The following is a 15,857-nucleotide window of genomic DNA, read 5'->3' as shown; positions in this document are numbered from 1 at the left end:
TTTTAACAATATACAATTCAAATTTTTATTCAATTTACGCGTATTACTGGGCGACAACGACCATCGCGGGCCGCAGGACGCGATCCCGCAGCATGTAGCCCTTTTGCAGCACTTGCACGACCGTGTCGGCTGGATGATCCTTGTCGGCCGGTGCAGTGGAAACCGCCTGGTGCTTGGTCGGGTCAAATTTTTCACCCGCCGCCGCGATCTCCGTAATGTGATTCTCGGCCAAGGAGTGGATCAGGTGTTCATGGGTCATTTCCACACCCTTGTGCAGCTGGGCCATGCCGTCCGCATTGACTTCAGCGGCCAAGGCCCGTTCCAGATTATCGGCCACCGGCAGGATCGACTTGGCTAATCTTTGGCCGTCGTACTTGATCATCCCGTCGATTTCTTTCTTCTGGCGATTGCCCATATTGCGCATCTCTGCTTCAGCCCGCAAGTATTTATCTTCCAGTTGGGCCACTTTGTCTTTTAACTCTTTATTTTCTTTTTCCAACGCGGCGGTCGACAGGCCCTTGATCAAATCATCCAGGTCTGCCTTGGTTTCATCCAATACCTTGTCCTCAGTGGATTCCGGCTGTTTCTTCCGGCCAGTTTGGACATGGGCGTGGATTTGAGCCGCGGTATCTTTTTCTTGCACGTGATCTTCAGAAGGAAAATCTTCCTTCTTCTTTGTCTCGTGTTCTCTTTCCTTAGCCAATCTGCAAAACCCCTTCGTTAATTATCCGTGATCACGATAGTAATCGGCAATGCGCCGGGCCAGCTCATCCCGGAATAAATCCAGCAGCCCGATCACTCGGGAATACGGCATGCTGGACGGACCGAGGATCGCAATCATGCCATCCCCATACTCGCCAGCGTGGTACGTAGCCCGAATCAACGACATGTTGGCCAGCAATTGGTTCGGGAACTCATGACCCAAGCGCACGGTCACCCCGTGCTCAGTGGGCGGCTTGGTGTCGTCATCGGGATCGTTCAGCCCCAGGAGCGCCGCGAGTTGATCATCTGTATCGATCAGATGATACAGCGACTTCAGCTGATTCACATCGTCCATGTGGGCGTAATCCAGAATATTCATCTTGCCGCTGATATGGAAGCGGTCTGCACTGGCTTCGCTGAGAATCCCATGGACCACATCCAGAAAGAAATCCGGCGAGTGAATATACTGACTGATCAGCGGGATCAAATGACTGTCCAGCTGATTCATGACCGTCGCAATGGGCTTGCCCACCAGCTGATCATTGATCACCCGCATCACCGCCTCCAGCTGTTCACCAGTGACGGTATCCGGGATCACGAACGTCTTATTGACGACCTGCCCGGAGGTGGTAATCAGCAAGGCCAAGACCCGGCGATTACCCAGCGGCATCAATTGGAAGCCTTCCAGGTGCATGACGCCCACTTCCGGCCCCAGCGTGATCGCTGTATAGTGGGTCAGTTCAGAAAGAATCTTCGCCGACTGGGCCACCAATTCATCGCCTTGATAGAACTTCTGGCGGAAAATGGTCTGAATCATATTCAAATCATCGGAATCCACCATCGTCGGCTGCAATAGATGGTCCAAGTAATACCGATAGCCGGTATCGGACGGCACCCGGCCGGAGGACGAATGGGTCTTCTCGATCAAGCCCGCCGATTCCAGCGCCGCCATGTCGTTGCGAATCGTGGCACTGGAGACCTTCATCGGGAGCGAACCCATGATGGTCTTAGAACCCACCGGTTGGCCGCTCTCGTTATAGTGCCGAATAATCTCCTTTAACACCAACATCTCACGTTTGGTCAGCATCGCTACCACCTCTTTTTAGCACTTAATGATGTTGAGTGCTAATACACTACATAATATACCAACCAAGCGCTTTGAAGTCAATGGCTCAGCGATATTTTTAGCAGGTTTTCGGTGCGGGTGCTAATCGGCATCATCCAGCAAGAATTTTTCAAACACATCGTTGCCGATGAAGCGGCCCCGCTTGGTCAGCGCGACATGGCGGCCATCATCGGTGACCAATCCCTGGGCGACGAGTTCCGGCACCGTTTGCCCGTACACGTCCTCGATGGTCATCTTGAAGCGCTGGGCAAAACGCTGGCGGTCCACCCCGGCATTCAAGCGCAGCCCAAGAAACATCTGCTCTTCCATTTGTTCCTCGGGAGAAACCAATTGGCGGGCAAACACCGGCACCTTGCCCGCCCGTAACGGGTTCAGATATTGCTGAATCGGGCCGAAATTATGGTAGCGATCCCGATCCAGGTAGCCCCAGGCGCCGGCGCCGAAGCCAAAGTAGTCTTCATTCTGCCAATACTTCTTGTTGTGCACCGATTCGTACCCGGGCTTGGCAAAGTTGCTGATTTCGTATTGGTGAAGCCCGTGATCGGCGAAATAATCCATGGCCAGTTCATACTCGTCAGCCTCCGTGTCATCGCTGGGCAGGTGGAGCTTGCCCGCACGCATCAGGTTATAGAATACGGTTCGCTGCTCCAGAATCAGGGAATACGTTGCATAGTGGGGCAGATCCAGGGACACCGCTTGGCGCAAGCTATCGGCAAAATCATCATAGGTCTGCCCCGGCAAACGGTAGATCAGGTCCATGGACATGTTGTCGAAGCCGGCCGCCCGGGCATTTTTGAAGGCGGTGTACACGTCCTTGGCCCGGTGGGTGCGGCCGATTTTCTTCAACACCGCGTCGTCAAACGACTGGACACCGACACTCAAGCGATTGACCCCGTGGTCTTTGAACACGTGCAGGAGATCCATGGTCAGCAAGTTGTTGGGATTGCATTCAATGGTGAATTCGCCGCCAGCTGGCAGCGGCAGCAGGTCGTTGACTCCGCTGAGCAGCCGGTCCATCTGTTCCGGGGACAACGCACTCGGTGTCCCGCCGCCGATATAGACGGTCTCGATCGATTCATCCGGGTATTCAGCCAACACCATCTTAATTTCTTCTAGCAACCGCGTGATATAGTCATCCACCGGCTGGCCCTGGATGAAAACCTTATTAAAATTGCAATAGTAGCAAATATGTTCACAAAACGGGATGTGGATGTACGCAGCCACCATTAGGGTTGGGTCCTTTCTGCATAATACTGTCGTGTATGGGCGGCATCTTGGGCTAGCTGGTCAATCAGACCCTGGGCGGAGGAGAATTTCACCTCGCCGCGCAGGTAGTGATCCCAGACGATTTTGGCCGGTTCACCGTAGATATCGCCGTTGAAGTCCAGCAGGTTGCTTTCCACCGTGAGGGGCTGATTCGGTTCAAATGTCACGTTGTGGCCGATGGAGGTCATGCTGGGGTACCACTGGCCGCGGACAAAAAAGCGAGTGGCATAGATGCCGATACCGGGGACGACTTCGTTGGGTGTGACAGCCAGGTTGGCCGTCGGGTAGCCCAACTCCCGCCCCCGCTGCAACCCATGCACTACGGTACCCGTGTTGCAATAGGTCCAGCCCAGCAGGTCGTTGGCCTGATCCACCTTGCCGGCGATGAGCAGTTCACGAATTTCCGTCGAGCCAACTTTGATGTCATTGAAGGCCACAGGCGGTACGGCCACTGCTTGGAAGCGGCCCTGGGCAAACTGATCGATCGTCTGCATATTGGCCACGTCCCGGGGGCCGAAGGTGTAATCGAAGCCGGCCACGACGATCTGAGCATCAAGCCCGACCACGTACCGGTCAATAAATTGTTGCGACGTCACCTGCTTGAAACTGGTATCCGTATGGATCACAAAAAGCTGATCCACGCCGAAGCGGGCCATTAAAGCCGTCTTTTCAGTGATGGGTGATAAGTATTCAAAAGTCGCCCGGTCTGCCCCGCGGTAAATCACCGCCGGATGATCCGCAAAAGTGAGCACGCTCAGCGGCCAGCCATGCTGGTCCGCAATCGCCCGCCCCTTGGCGATCACCGCTTGGTGGCCGCGGTGGACGCCGTCAAAGAAGCCTAACACGAGCACCCGCGGCGTGGTGTATGCCGCCGTATCTGGCACTGGGCTGGCTAAGGAAATGACTTCCATACTCACTCCGCCTCCTTTCCCGTTGTTTCATGCAGCAGCATTTGGGCCGCCCGCCAGGTGCCGGTCTGGGTCTCATAGCGGTAAATCGCCTGAATGTCCCCACCATACCGAAGAAACAGCTCATTGCCATCGGTCGCAGGACGGGTTAAGCGCAGGTAATTGCCATGCTGGACCCGGGTCCAGGCCGCCGGGGTCAAGTCTTCAATCGGCATGTTCGAAAACACTGCCTGGATCGGCCGCACAAAATCAGTTAAGGGTGCGGCCGCCAAGTCGGCCAATGTGACGCTTTCGGCCAATTGAAAGCCGCCGCTGGCCTGACGAGTCAATTGACTCATCACCGCCGGCACGCCCAGCCGCTGGCCCAAATCGGAGGCCAGTGTCCGGATATACGTCCCCTTCGCGACTTGTGCTGTGAATGAAAAAGTCTGCTCCCCGGTTTCTTCATTAAAGACAGGGGCGCTCGTGCGGTCGAAATGATACACATGCACCGTCCGCGTCGGCCGAGCCACCGTCTCGCCAGCCCGGGCGTATTCATAGAGATGTTTGCCATTGACCCGCACAGCAGAATATAACGGCGGGGTTTGATCGTAAGCGCCCTGAAAAGAGGCCATCGCCTGATCAATGGCCAGCTCGGTAAACGGCGCCGTCAGCCGTTGGCGGGCAATTTCTTTTCCGCTCAAATCCTCGGTATCCGTCGCGAAGCCCAGAGTGATTTCACCCGTGTAGGTCTTGGGCATGGTTTGCAGCCGATCCACCAGCTTCGTGGCGACCCCTAAACAAATCGGCAGCACCCCATCCACATCCGGATCCAGGGTGCCCCCATGCCCCACCCGCTTCTGGCGGGCGAGCTTGCGCACCGCTGCCACACAATCAAAACTCGTCATCCCTGCTTCCTTATGCAAGGGGATAAAGCCGTTGATCACAACAATTCCTCCAATAATTCGATTCAAGTATGTAGCCTCTAGTTTACAGCAGAACGGTGGCGGGAACAAAAGAGTTCAATGTCAGCACCAACGCCAATCGAAAGTCAATTTGATTTAAGGTACACTGAATAAGGAAAATGAAAAAGAAGGTGCACGCTCATGGAAATTGCCATTGTGGAAGATAATCCAACGATGCAGCAGACCCTCACGGATATGTTGGCTAGCTTACACCGTGATTTAACTTGGACTGTCTTCGCGTCAGGCGAGCAGTTCCTGTTTGCCTGGCCGGATCATCCCCACTTTGATCTGATTCTGCTGGACATCAAACTGCCTGGTATGGACGGAATGGCAGTGGCCAAAAAGATTCGCGCGCAGGATGCAAAAATGCCCCTGGCTTTCTTGTCCAATTATGATGACTACGTCTTCGACGGCTACGATGTGAACGCCTTAGATTACATTTTGAAGCCGATCACTCCGGAGAAACTGACCAAACTGCTTGATCGGGCCGCCGCTACCGAGCGGCCGCCATTCATTATCCTGCCCCTGGCCGACGGATCGACCCAAGTTTACCTGTATGACATCATGGCCTTTACCGTGGATGGTCACTATTTGACGGTCATCACCCAAGAACGTCAAGACGCCTTCAAAGACAGCATTCAGAATATTCGCACCCAATTGGACAATCGCTTCATTCTGACCCACCGGTCGGCTTTGGTGAACATTGACCACATCCGCACCATTGGCAAAGACACGGTCACTTTGGCCAACGGGGTCGCCGTACCCCTCGCCCGGAACCGGACGCAAGCGGTCAAGCAGGCCTTCTGGGAGCGGTTCAGAAAGTTGGCGCGGCAATGATCGGGCAACTGTTATGGTGCACCCTATTCTTCACCTTAGGCGGTCTGCTTTGGCTGAGTGCGCACCCGGAAAAGAAACCGTGGTGGTCGGGGCTGGCCCTGATCCCCATCGCTACACTGCCCTTCATTATCCCCTGGGGCGGCATTCTCGCCGCGCTGCTGGTTCTGGAGCTCTATGCTTGGCTGGGCCGCGATCCGCTCCATGCCCGCTGGCCGGATATGGTGTTGGGCGGTTTACTGGTACTCGCGGCGCTGGCCCCGATTTGGTTATCGTCGCCGAAGAGTACCGCTGGCCTATTCACCATTGTCATCAGCGCCTGCATCGTGCATATTGCCCGGGGACAAACCTTTCGCCCGCTGTGGCTGCTGCTGAGCGGCACCGGTGCGATTTTTGCCGTCCTCTTTTTCATTTCAGACACACCAGCGCGCTTCTTGCTTCTTGGGCTGTGGCTGCTTACCGTGAAATTGGTGACCGGCCTGCTCACTTATTTGTTCCAGCAAACCGACATGGTCTATGCCCAATCACTGGATGGCATCATGGCCAACTACATTAAAGAAGTCAACCATCTCTATGCGCAGATTCGCGGCTGGCGCCACGATTACCACGATCATTTGCAATCGCTGAAAGTCTATCTCCACGACGGCGACGTGGCCCAAGCGCAGCATTATTTAGGCGAATTGGAGACTTCCCTGGGTGATATCGAACAAATCGTCCGCTCCGGCAACCCGATGCTGGACGCGGTCCTGAACGCCAAATTAACCATGGCCAAGAACCAGCAGATCCCGATGAATGTGAAAGCCTTTGTCGGCCCGCAACCGCTCATTAAGGCTGTTGATTTGGTGGTGATTCTTGGCAACATTTTGGACAACGCCCTGGAGGCCATCGAAGCCCAGCCGGCAACGGACGACCGCTTCCTGCGGGTCTACATTGCGATTATGAAGCAACAGCTCTATATTTCTGTGACCAATACCCGACCGGCGGATCAATATATCAACTACGATTATGCATCGACGAAGAACGACAAACGGGGCCTCGGCATTCGCCGGATCAACGCGCTGGTCGAGAAATATAACGGGATGATCAACCGGCAATATGAAGAGGGCGTGTTCGTAACTGAGATCGCCCTGCCCTTACCCACAATAAGTCAAAAAGCCGCCGCCAGCACGGACTGACAGCGACTCATATAAATTATTTGGCTAGTCGATGGCGTACGCGGCATCGGCGTTTTTGCGTTCGGCTTTAATTTTGTCGGCCGTGTAGTATTGCGCCTGAGCTTCAAAGAGCCGGTAATACAACCCTTGCGCCTGCATCAACGCCGCGTGGGTCCCGTCCTCCACAATCTGGCCGTGGTCCAAAACGACAATGCGCTGACTGAAACGGGTCGAACTCATGCGGTGGGAAACGTAGATTGCCGTTTTCTTCTCCATCAGGTCATCAAACTTCTGGTAAATTTCATATTCCGAGACCGGGTCCAGAGCGGCAGTCGGTTCGTCGAGAATGATGAATGGCGCGTCTTTGTACCAGGCCCGGGCAATGGCAATTTTCTGTGCTTCCCCACCGGAGATGTCCACCCCCGCGGGATCAATATTCTTGGTGAGGCTGGTTTCTGTCTTTTTCGGCATTCTGTCTACTTTGTCCCACACTCCGGCCAAGGTCAATGCCCGCTGAATGCGCTCAGGATCCTTATGGGTATTCACCGCGACATTATCAGCGACTGAGAAGGCAAACAACCGGTAATCCTGGAACACCACGGCGAAAATCTGCTGATATTCGTGAATATCGTATTTCTGGATATCGATGCCGTTCAACAGAATTCGGCCTTCTGTTGGTTCTGCCAAGCGGGTCAGGAGCTTAATGAGCGTCGTCTTGCCACTACCGTTTGGGCCAACCAGCGCTAACCGTTGGCCGACTTTGAATTGCAGGGTCACGTGGCGCAATGCCCACTCCTGAGTGCCCGGATAGCGATAGCTCACATCGTCTACTTTGATCTCATAGTTATTATCCAACCGTTTCTCGATCGGCAGCCTCCCCTTGGCGGGCGCATCTGGATATTCAATGAAATCAATGAATTGATCCAAGCCCTTCAAGATAGATGCACTCGTGCCAATCGTATCCATCATTGTGGTGAGTGCACCGATCACCTGTTGCAGATAACCCACATAGGCAATCACGGCCCCAATCGATATTGCCCCAGCCAAGCCTTTGATGCCGACGACCACGTAAAGCATTCCGATAATAACGCTCAGTACAATATTATTGAGACTGCGGGCGGCAGTGGCCTGGGTCAGCATTTTGTTGTCTTCGCTGATTTGAGTTCGATTTTCTTTGGCAAAATGGTGCAGCAAGTGATCGAGGGGGTCAAAAATTCGAATCACTTTGCCAATGACATAATCGTCAAACACGGTTTGGATGTAGTACGCTCCCATCCGGTTAAACTGCACGTTGAAGTTATAGAACTTCCGCATGTATTTGCCGCTCAATTTAGCCAAAGGAAAGGCCATGACCACTGGAATCGCAATAATTACTAGCATGAGCACCAACAGCCACGGTGAATTAGAAAATCGGGCCAAGGCGGTTGTTTCTTGGCTGCGGGCGGTAAACAACGCAACGAGTGACGCACCAGAAAGAACAACCGCCGCAATCAGACCGCACACGCTATTGACGACTTGGGTGACAAACCGGCCGAAACCGCCAGAAAACATAATGCTGGTGTTAGCTGCCGCATACTCATCCCGAAATTTTGGATCAATGAACGTGGGATAGGTCACTGTCAGCATCTTCTTGTTGGTCATGGCTTGCATGCCGAACCAAGAGCCCCAGGCATTCACGTTGGCATGCATCGTCAACCGATAGCCGATGATTGCAAGGACGAAGATGGTGCCCAGGAAGGCCGCCGTCATCGGCCATAGTTGCGCCATCGTCACGTTGGGCACGGTCAGTTGCGTGACCAGTACCCCTAAGAAGGACGGCGGCGTATCCTTGGAGCAGGGTGACCACGGCCAACGCGGCTTGGACCGCAACGGAATGCGGCCGCAGCAGGTTGGCATAATGAAGATATTCACGGTAAGAATGATGATTAGCCTCTGGCGCTTGCTTTTTCTTAGGCATCTTGGACCGCCTCCTGACCAGTTTGTTTCTCAGTATAACATTGACTCTGGGTGCGGTATAACGCTGTGTATGCCGGGCAGTGGGCCAGCAATTCTTCATGGGTCCCACTGGCGGCAATTTGCCCCTATTGTAAGAACAGAATGCGATCTGAGAACCGGGTGGACGCCAACCGGTGCGAAATGAACAGGCTGGTCTTGCCTGCCGCCATTTTCTGATAATTTTGATATAACGCACTTTCCGCCAACGCATCCAGCGCGGCAGTGGGCTCATCGAGTAACAGGATCGGCGCATCCCGGTACAATGCCCGGGCAATCATTAATTTTTGGGTCTACCCGCCGGATAACGTCACGCCATCGTCCTGAATGTAATTAGTCAATTCTGTCTGGAGACCATGTGCTAATTTGTCGATATCCGCAGTTAAGCCCGCTTCCGCCAAGGCATTTCGGACCCGTTGTTCATCGTAGTCCCGCGTCATTGCAACGTTATAGCCGACGCTGCCGGCAAATACGGTGCTTTCTTGGAAAACCGGCGCGAAATAGCTGCGCAGCGTGGCCGGCGGAATATCCTGGATATTAATGTCATTGATCGTGATGGTCCCGCTGTTAGGCGTTAACAACCCCATCATCAACATGGTGATCGTTGTTTTACCGACCCCGTTCAGGCCGACGAGGGCAATACGCTCACCGGCATGCAGCGTGAAGGAAATATCATTGAGGACGGGGGCGGTACCGTCCGGGTAAGTGAAACTGACGTGGTCAAACACCACCGTGAGCGGCTTGCGCGCATCGAAATGCGGGACGGTTTTGCCCTGGGGCATATCTTGGATGACTGCCTCGGCCCAATCCAGAAAGCGGCGTCCGGTGTTGACATCCGTATTGGCCCCCTTGAGGAGGCCATACTGAGTCAGAACGGCTTCGACAGTCATGCCGACGGTACTCAACAAGGTGAAATAAAAGTGAATTGGCTGATACTCACCTGTTTATTGACCATGAGCAGGAGTAAGACACCGTAGCCTACAGTATTTCGAATCAAGGTTAACAAGGCCGACCCGCTGCTGACCCAGAACTGGCGGCGTTCAATCTTGGTTTGGGTCTGGTTGGTGGCCGCCACAAATTGATCGTACTTGCCCTGATACCACCCCGCCATGTGATACAGCCGGATATCCTTCCCATTCTCTTCTTGAAAACTGGAACGTTGAATATATTTACCGGGGGTCCACCGATCTTCCATGACCTTCTGCTGCTGCCGGCGGAACCGTTGGAAAGATTGTTGAGGATAGAAGGCGAGGAGTGTCGTGGCGATAATTACGCCTGCGATCCACCACGACGCCTGCCCCAGGATTACGGCATCAACCAGGATCATCAGAGCATTTTGCACGGTATGAACAAGGGTGTTATAGAATACTCCCACTCCCGACTCATCACCACCATAACCATAATTCATACTCTCTGCTCGCTTGGCCCGCACTTGGGCGTCGGCGGCAGCCACATAGGGAATGTGCAAGTAGTCGCCGCCATCCGTGGCAAACATTTCGTTGCGCACCGCGCTGCTGGCCATCCGCATGAAAGTATCTAAGACGGCTTGGCTGAATTGCAAACATCCCAGCCCTAAGCCGATCCCGATCATCAAGAGCGCGACCAGCGGCAACCCCGTGTGCTGGCCCAGCAACCGGACAAGCATGGCCGGGACAGCCGCGCTCACCAGGGTGATGCCCAATTGAATCACGAGAATACTCGGCAGCCACCATCTTAAATGGTCGGCGATACCCCGCCGCTGAATATTGAACCAGCGCAGGTTTTCCCAGATTGAATAGTGCTTATCTGTCATTTTTTTAATCATCATGCTCACCTCTCCAAAGCCACCCGTTTTCTAACTGTCCCCAGCATACCCCCAGAAGTTCGCCCGTAACGTTTGTGCGTCACGAAATCCCTAATTCCGTACCTGAAATGCAAAAAAGCGGTGCCCGCCCATTCCTGCGAATGGTCAGACACCGCTTCAGTTAATGCTTAGCTTTCATCATTATCCTGCACATGCAGTTGGCGAATCAGCTTATCAATGTGTTCACCATACCGGACAGACGGATCCTGATGGAACGATAATTCAGGGATCTTGTATGTCGTCAGGCGATGGCCCAACTCCCGGCGAATCAGCGGGGTGGCTTTATCCAGCCCAGCTTGGGCCTTTTCCGCCGCCGACGCTAGATCGGACAGAATGCTGTAATAGATCTTGCAGTATTGCAGATCCTGAGTGACCTCCACACCGGTGATCGTCACTCCTTCAACCCGCGGATCGCGGACCCGCTTGAGCAGGATGTCGGTGACTTCACGCTGGATTTCTGATTCAACTCGGCCAATACGATGTTTCATAGGCTAACTCCCCCTATTATTTGACCGGTACTTCTTCCATCACGTAGGCTTCGATCTGGTCGTCCACGTGGATGTCGTTGTACCCATCAATCGTCAAACCACAATCGAAGCCTTGGCGGACTTCCTTCACGTCATCCTTGAAGCGCTTCAGGGAAGCCAGCTTGCCTTCGTGAATAACGATGCCGTCCCGGATCAAGCGGACGCCGGAATCACGGGTAATCAAGCCGTCAGTGACCAAGCACCCGGCAATCGTGCCAATCTTGGACACATTGTAGATTTCCCGGACTTGTAAGTTCCCAGTGACCTTTTCCTTGTATTCCGGTTCCAACTTACCCTTCATGGCGGATTCGACTTCGTCAATGGCTTGGTAGATCACCCGGTGCAGCCGGATATCCACATCGTCGGTATCGGCTTGGGCTCGGGCCTGCGGCGTCGGGCGCACGTTGAAGCCGATGATGATCGCGTTGGACGCTGCGGCTAAGGTGACATCACTTTCGTTGATCGCTCCGACGGCCTGGTGAATAATGTTCACTCGCACGCCTTGGACGTCAATCTTCTGTAATGAATCGGCCAAAGCTTGAACAGAACCTTGGACGTCGGCCTTGATAATGACGTCGACTTCCTTCATCTGTTCTTCCTTCATGGTTTCGAACAGATTATCCAGAGTCACGTGGGTGCTGTGTGCCCGCTCTTCGGCTTGAGCATTCTTCGAGCGTTCTTCACCAACAGCCCGGGCCGTCTTTTCATCAGAGAAGACAACGAAATGATCAGCGGCGTTGGGCACGTCGTTCAACCCAGTGATTTCCACCGGTTCAGCCGGCTCGGCCTCCTTGATCCGGCGCCCGCGGTCATTGGTCATAACCCGGACCCGGCCGAAGGTATCGCCAACGACGATAGGATCGCCGACTTTCAGCGTTCCCTGCTGTACCAGCAAGGAAGCAACAGGGCCGCGGCCCTTATCCAGCTTGGCTTCCAAAACGGTCCCTACAGCGGGCTGATCCGGATTAGCCTTCAATTCCATGACGTCGGCTTGGAGCAGAATCATTTCCAGCAATTCATCCAAGTTCTTGCCGTATTTGGCCGAAATTTGGACGAAGATCGTGTCGCCGCCCCAGTCTTCCGGAATCAACCCGTATTCGGTCAGTTGTTCCATGACGTGGTTCGGGTTAGCCCCTGGCTTGTCGATCTTGTTCACGGCCACGATCATGGGCGCATGTGCCGCCTTAGCGTGGTTGATGGCCTCAATCGTCTGGGGCATGACGCCGTCATCGGCGGCCACGACTAGAACGATAATATCTGTGACATCCGCGCCGCGGGCCCGCATTTCGGTGAAGGCTGCGTGTCCTGGCGTATCCAGGAACGTGATTACCCGGCCATCAAGCTTCGTTTGGTAGGCCCCAATATGCTGGGTGATCCCGCCGGCTTCGCCCTCGGTGACGTGGGTATGGCGCAATTTGTCCAGCAAAGTTGTCTTACCATGGTCAACGTGCCCCATGATAGTGACAACAGGCGGCCGGGCAACTAAGTGATCGGTGTTCTTTTGTTCTTTTTCAAAGAGGGCGTCCAGATTAGAAATATCTTGTTCAACCTTCTTTTGGGCGTTGATGCCGTAATCGGCGGCCAGCAACTCGATGGTATCGTCATCCAAAGATTGGTTCTGGTTGACCATCACGCCGAGCATGAAGAGCTTCTTAACGATTTCTGCCGGTTCCCGGTGCAATACCTTGCCCAATTCTTGAGCGTTCATGCCTTCGGTATACACCAGAGTCTCAGGTAACGGCCGATCCTTGCGGGCCGGCATGACCTTGCGCGGTTCGTTATTGTAACGGCGCCCCTTCTTGTTCCGGCGATTGCGACGATTGCTGTTACCGCCGCGGTTATCATTGAAACGGCTATTGCCGGTATTGCTGCCGCCTTGGTTGCGCGTCCGCCGGCTGTTATCCGTCGTCGCGGTCGTGGATTGACTGCGGCTTTGATTACTGCTGGTGTTGCGGTTTTGCGCTTGCTTCCGATTTTGCCCTTGGCCTTGGCTGCGATTCTGGCTTTGCCCTTGGCCTTGATTCGGCCGTGACTGGGTCTGCTGACCGCGGTTTTGTCCTTGGCTTTGGCCCTGATTCCGCTTCTGGCCTTGGTTCTGACTGCGATTGCTTTGGCTTTGACCCTGAGGGCGATTCTGACCCTGGGTCCGGTTTTGTCCTTGGCTCTGGCTGCGGCCAGTGCTTTGGTTCTGGTTCCGGGCGGGACTCGCCGTACGCTGATTGGTCGCAGCGGCATGCTGCTGATTATTATTATTAGGCTTTGCTTGGGTAGTGGTTACCGTAGGTTTAGGCTCCTGTCTGTGAGTGGACTGAGTGGGACGGGCAGTATTGGCGGTCGACTGATCCTGCTTGGCGACGGGCCGCGGTGTTTCTTGAGGCTTCGCGGGCGCTGCATTAACGGCAGGCTGCCGACGGGGTTGCTCCCGCCGCGTAGAAGAAGTGTGCCGGTCTTCCCGAGGCACACCGGTGGTGGTCTTCACGCCATGGACACTGGCGTGGGCCGCATTCGGTTTGCTCTTAGGTCGCCGGATAGCCGATACGAGAATTTTTGTCTTGCCTGTATGGGTGTCCTTCTGATCCTTGCTCTGTGATTTTGGTTGACTTGCTTGCTGTACTTTGTTGTCAGCCTGCGGGGCTGATTGACTTGTACTCTGCTGCAAGACCTGCCGGACTTTGCTTTGTCCGGCATCATCAATCATCGCCATGTGATTATTGATGGTCAAACCGGCCTTTTCGGCCGCTTCAACGACTTGTTTACTGGGTACTTTAATTTCTTTGGCGAATTCGTAGACACGCTTTTTCCCCATATCTTCACACTCCTCTATTTCAGTTACATAAGGGCCTCCATGCTGCGGGCAAACCCGGCATCCATGACCGCCACGATTTTTCGCGGCCGCCCGAGGGCGGTGGTCAATTCAGTGCTGGTGAGAGCCTGCGTGAGGGGAATCTGGTAGAAGGCACACTTATCCGTGATCCGTTTCGCAGTGGCTGCGCCGGCGTCTGCTGCCAGAATAACAAGCTTCGCTTGCTGGCTGCGGACAACCGTCAAGACTTGGGTTTCACCGACAATGAGCCGGGAAGCGCGCTGGGCGAGACCGATCAGATTCATTAATTTCTGGGTATTCATTGGCGTCATGCGTCGGGACCGAACAATTCGACCCGTGCCTTGCGGTGATCGACGTATGCGTATAATTCATCGTAGAAAGTATCCGTGACGTTACCTGCCAGTGCCTTCTCTACGACCCGATTTTTCTGGGCCGCGGCAATGGCTGCTGGATCAAGGGCAACATAGGCCCCGCGGCCGGATTTTTTGCCCGTGGGGTCAATGCTGATGGTGCCTTCCGGATCGCGGACGATGCGCACCATTTCCTTCTTCGGTTTCATCTCATTACTGAGCAGATCCTTACGCATCGGGATCTTCCGTACTTTCTTTTGTTTCTTTGCTTTGGCCATTATTTCTCATCACCATTAGTCTGTGGCGTATCCGGGTCTTCAACGTCGCCGTCGTCGTCCACGAACTCAACTTCGGATTCCGGTTTGATGTCGATACGGTAACCCGTCAGCCGAGCGGCCAAGCGGGCATTCTGGCCGCGCTTGCCGATGGCCAGAGAAAGCTGCTCATCGGGCACGATGACCGTGCAGTTGCGCTCGTCGTCATCAGCAAATTGCACCGCGATGACTTCCGCCGGATTCAGGGCATTAGCAATGTATTCAGCGGGATCATCTTCATATTGAATGATGTCCATGTTCTCGCCGTGCAGTTCATTGACCACTGCCTGAACCCGCTGACCCTTGGGTCCGACACAGGTACCAACGGGATCAATGTGGGGATCATTGGATTTGACCGCGATCTTGGTCCGATCGCCGGCTTCCCGAGCGATACCCGCGACCTCTACAGTGCCATCGTAAATCTCTGGGACTTCTTGTTCAAATAGCCGTTTGACAAAATCGGGATTGGTCCGGGAAACAAACACTTGCGGGCCCTTGGGACTGTTTTCGACTTTCGATACATAAACCTTGATCCGGTCGTGGGCGTTGTAGCTTTCGTTGGGCATCTGGTCCTGCTTGCTCAGCACGGCTTCGATGCGGCCCAGGTCGACGTAGACAAAGCGGTTATCACGGCGTTCTACGACGCCGGACATGATCTCGTTTTCGTATTGACTGTATTCGTCATACACGATGGAGCGTTCAGCTTCGCGGATCCGCTGCATGATGACTTGCTTAGCGGTTTGGGCGGCTAAGCGGCCAAAGTGTTCCGGGGTCACTTCAAAGCGGATGTGGTCCCCCACTTCGTAAGCCTTATTGATGGCAATGGCATCTTTTAAGGCCACTTCCAACCGGGAATCAAAAACGGTGTCTACGACTTCCTTGACGGCATAGACGTGGAATTCACCGGTTTTATTGTCAAAGTCCACTTCTACATTTTGGGCCTGACCGTAATTACGCTTGTAAGCCGAAACCAGGGCCGCGGAGATCGCATCGATCACGACCTCCTTTTTAACGCCTTTTTGACGCTCCAACTCATCTAACGCAGTGAGCATTTCAGCACTCATAATACTTGT

The 15,857-nt window shown here is 54.2% G+C and carries 14 protein-coding genes and 3 pseudogenes; 2 read left to right on the top strand and 15 right to left on the bottom strand.

Going from position 1 to position 15,857, the window contains the following annotated elements:
- Nucleotides 1–43: 43 nt before the first annotated feature.
- The 5 genes from grpE to truB all read right to left on the bottom strand — a co-directional run bounded on the left by grpE (nucleotide 44) and on the right by truB (nucleotide 4,925).
- A complete protein-coding gene (gene grpE, locus H627_RS0102925) occupies nucleotides 44–703 on the bottom strand; it encodes a nucleotide exchange factor GrpE (protein WP_027827725.1) in 660 nt (219 codons plus the stop codon).
- 21 nt (nucleotides 704–724) lie between these two features.
- Nucleotides 725–1,789 (bottom strand): heat-inducible transcriptional repressor HrcA, encoded by a 1,065-nt coding sequence (hrcA, locus tag H627_RS0102920; protein ID WP_027827724.1) that lies wholly within the window; start codon nucleotides 1,787–1,789, stop codon nucleotides 725–727.
- Nucleotides 1,790–1,909: 120 nt separating this feature from the next.
- Complete coding sequence (gene hemW, locus H627_RS0102915) at nucleotides 1,910–3,055, bottom strand: radical SAM family heme chaperone HemW (protein ID WP_027827723.1); 1,146 nt, start codon at nucleotides 3,053–3,055, stop codon at nucleotides 1,910–1,912.
- The gene (ribF, locus tag H627_RS0102910; protein ID WP_027827722.1) at nucleotides 3,055–4,005 is read right to left on the bottom strand and encodes a riboflavin biosynthesis protein RibF; all 951 of its coding nucleotides are present in this window, start codon (nucleotides 4,003–4,005) and stop codon (nucleotides 3,055–3,057) included. The genes hemW and ribF overlap by 1 nt, the downstream gene beginning before the upstream one ends.
- Before the next feature lie 2 nt (nucleotides 4,006–4,007).
- Entirely contained in the window at nucleotides 4,008–4,925 is a 918-nt protein-coding gene (gene truB, locus H627_RS0102905) for a tRNA pseudouridine(55) synthase TruB (RefSeq protein WP_027827721.1), read from the bottom strand.
- A gap of 162 nt (nucleotides 4,926–5,087) precedes the next feature.
- On the opposite strand from truB, the gene H627_RS0102900 reads away from it, so the two are divergent.
- Both H627_RS0102900 and H627_RS20795 read left to right on the top strand, forming a co-directional pair.
- A complete protein-coding gene (locus tag H627_RS0102900; protein ID WP_027827720.1) occupies nucleotides 5,088–5,783 on the top strand; it encodes a LytR/AlgR family response regulator transcription factor in 696 nt (231 codons plus the stop codon).
- Nucleotides 5,780–6,955, top strand: coding sequence for a sensor histidine kinase (locus tag H627_RS20795; protein ID WP_051225121.1), 1,176 nt, complete (start codon nucleotides 5,780–5,782; stop codon nucleotides 6,953–6,955). Before H627_RS0102900 ends, H627_RS20795 begins: the two co-directional genes overlap by 4 nt.
- Nucleotides 6,956–6,979: 24 nt before the next feature.
- Here the strand turns inward: H627_RS20795 and H627_RS19570 are convergent, their stop codons facing one another.
- The 10 genes and pseudogenes from H627_RS19570 to nusA all read right to left on the bottom strand — a co-directional run.
- Nucleotides 6,980–8,803 (bottom strand): ABC transporter ATP-binding protein, encoded by a 1,824-nt coding sequence (locus H627_RS19570; RefSeq protein ID WP_258456770.1) that lies wholly within the window; start codon nucleotides 8,801–8,803, stop codon nucleotides 6,980–6,982.
- Between the two features lie 212 nt (nucleotides 8,804–9,015).
- Nucleotides 9,016–9,207: a P-loop NTPase family protein gene (locus H627_RS19035; RefSeq protein ID WP_027827719.1), complete on the bottom strand. Its 192-nt coding sequence runs from the start codon at nucleotides 9,205–9,207 to the stop codon at nucleotides 9,016–9,018.
- A 12-nt stretch (nucleotides 9,208–9,219) separates the two neighbouring features.
- Entirely contained in the window at nucleotides 9,220–9,816 is a 597-nt protein-coding gene (locus H627_RS19030) for an ATP-binding cassette domain-containing protein (RefSeq protein ID WP_152319494.1), read from the bottom strand.
- Between the two features lie 11 nt (nucleotides 9,817–9,827).
- Nucleotides 9,828–10,733: an ABC transporter ATP-binding protein gene (locus H627_RS19025; RefSeq protein WP_027827717.1), complete on the bottom strand. Its 906-nt coding sequence runs from the start codon at nucleotides 10,731–10,733 to the stop codon at nucleotides 9,828–9,830.
- A 164-nt stretch (nucleotides 10,734–10,897) separates the two neighbouring features.
- The gene (gene rbfA / locus H627_RS0102870; protein WP_027827716.1) at nucleotides 10,898–11,257 is read right to left on the bottom strand and encodes a 30S ribosome-binding factor RbfA; all 360 of its coding nucleotides are present in this window, start codon (nucleotides 11,255–11,257) and stop codon (nucleotides 10,898–10,900) included.
- Nucleotides 11,258–11,273: 16 nt separating this feature from the next.
- Nucleotides 11,274–13,175: pseudogene (infB, locus tag H627_RS0102865) on the bottom strand (translation initiation factor IF-2); the annotation flags it as partial.
- Between the two features lie 816 nt (nucleotides 13,176–13,991).
- Nucleotides 13,992–14,102 (bottom strand): annotated as a pseudogene (locus H627_RS21000) (translation initiation factor IF-2 N-terminal domain-containing protein); the annotation flags it as partial.
- A 23-nt stretch (nucleotides 14,103–14,125) separates the two neighbouring features.
- On the bottom strand, nucleotides 14,126–14,422 hold the full coding sequence (locus H627_RS0102860; RefSeq protein WP_027827714.1) for a YlxQ-related RNA-binding protein: 297 nt from the start codon (nucleotides 14,420–14,422) through the stop codon (nucleotides 14,126–14,128).
- Nucleotides 14,423–14,427: 5 nt separating this feature from the next.
- Nucleotides 14,428–14,748, bottom strand: coding sequence for an RNase P modulator RnpM (rnpM, locus tag H627_RS0102855; RefSeq protein WP_027827713.1), 321 nt, complete (start codon nucleotides 14,746–14,748; stop codon nucleotides 14,428–14,430).
- 50 nt (nucleotides 14,749–14,798) lie between these two features.
- A pseudogene (gene nusA / locus H627_RS16715) lies at nucleotides 14,799–15,848 on the bottom strand (transcription termination factor NusA); the annotation flags it as partial.
- Between the last annotated feature and the right edge of the window lie 9 nt (nucleotides 15,849–15,857).

Source organism: Schleiferilactobacillus harbinensis DSM 16991, from assembly GCF_000425885.1.
Lineage (GTDB): Bacteria > Bacillota > Bacilli > Lactobacillales > Lactobacillaceae > Schleiferilactobacillus > Schleiferilactobacillus harbinensis.
Note: the sequence above shows the minus strand (reverse complement) of the source record. Positions and strands in the feature narration are given on the sequence as shown.

What these genes read in the sequence shown, in the direction of transcription:
- rbfA (WP_027827716.1), bottom strand. Translation starts at nt 11,257, where the DNA reads ATGAAACATCGTATTGGCCGAGTTGAATCAGAAATCCAGCGTGAAGTC.
- rnpM (WP_027827713.1), bottom strand. Translation starts at nt 14,748, where the DNA reads ATGGCCAAAGCAAAGAAACAAAAGAAAGTACGGAAGATCCCGATGCGT.
- H627_RS0102860 (WP_027827714.1), bottom strand. Translation starts at nt 14,422, where the DNA reads ATGAATACCCAGAAATTAATGAATCTGATCGGTCTCGCCCAGCGCGCT.
- H627_RS0102900 (WP_027827720.1), top strand. Translation starts at nt 5,088, where the DNA reads ATGGAAATTGCCATTGTGGAAGATAATCCAACGATGCAGCAGACCCTC.
- H627_RS19035 (WP_027827719.1), bottom strand. Translation starts at nt 9,207, where the DNA reads ATGATTGCCCGGGCATTGTACCGGGATGCGCCGATCCTGTTACTCGAT.
- H627_RS20795 (WP_051225121.1), top strand. Translation starts at nt 5,780, where the DNA reads ATGATCGGGCAACTGTTATGGTGCACCCTATTCTTCACCTTAGGCGGT.
- H627_RS19025 (WP_027827717.1), bottom strand. Translation starts at nt 10,733, where the DNA reads ATGATGATTAAAAAAATGACAGATAAGCACTATTCAATCTGGGAAAAC.
- H627_RS19030 (WP_152319494.1), bottom strand. Translation starts at nt 9,816, where the DNA reads ATGACTGTCGAAGCCGTTCTGACTCAGTATGGCCTCCTCAAGGGGGCC.
- hemW (WP_027827723.1), bottom strand. Translation starts at nt 3,055, where the DNA reads ATGGTGGCTGCGTACATCCACATCCCGTTTTGTGAACATATTTGCTAC.
- hrcA (WP_027827724.1), bottom strand. Translation starts at nt 1,789, where the DNA reads ATGCTGACCAAACGTGAGATGTTGGTGTTAAAGGAGATTATTCGGCAC.
- ribF (WP_027827722.1), bottom strand. Translation starts at nt 4,005, where the DNA reads ATGGAAGTCATTTCCTTAGCCAGCCCAGTGCCAGATACGGCGGCATAC.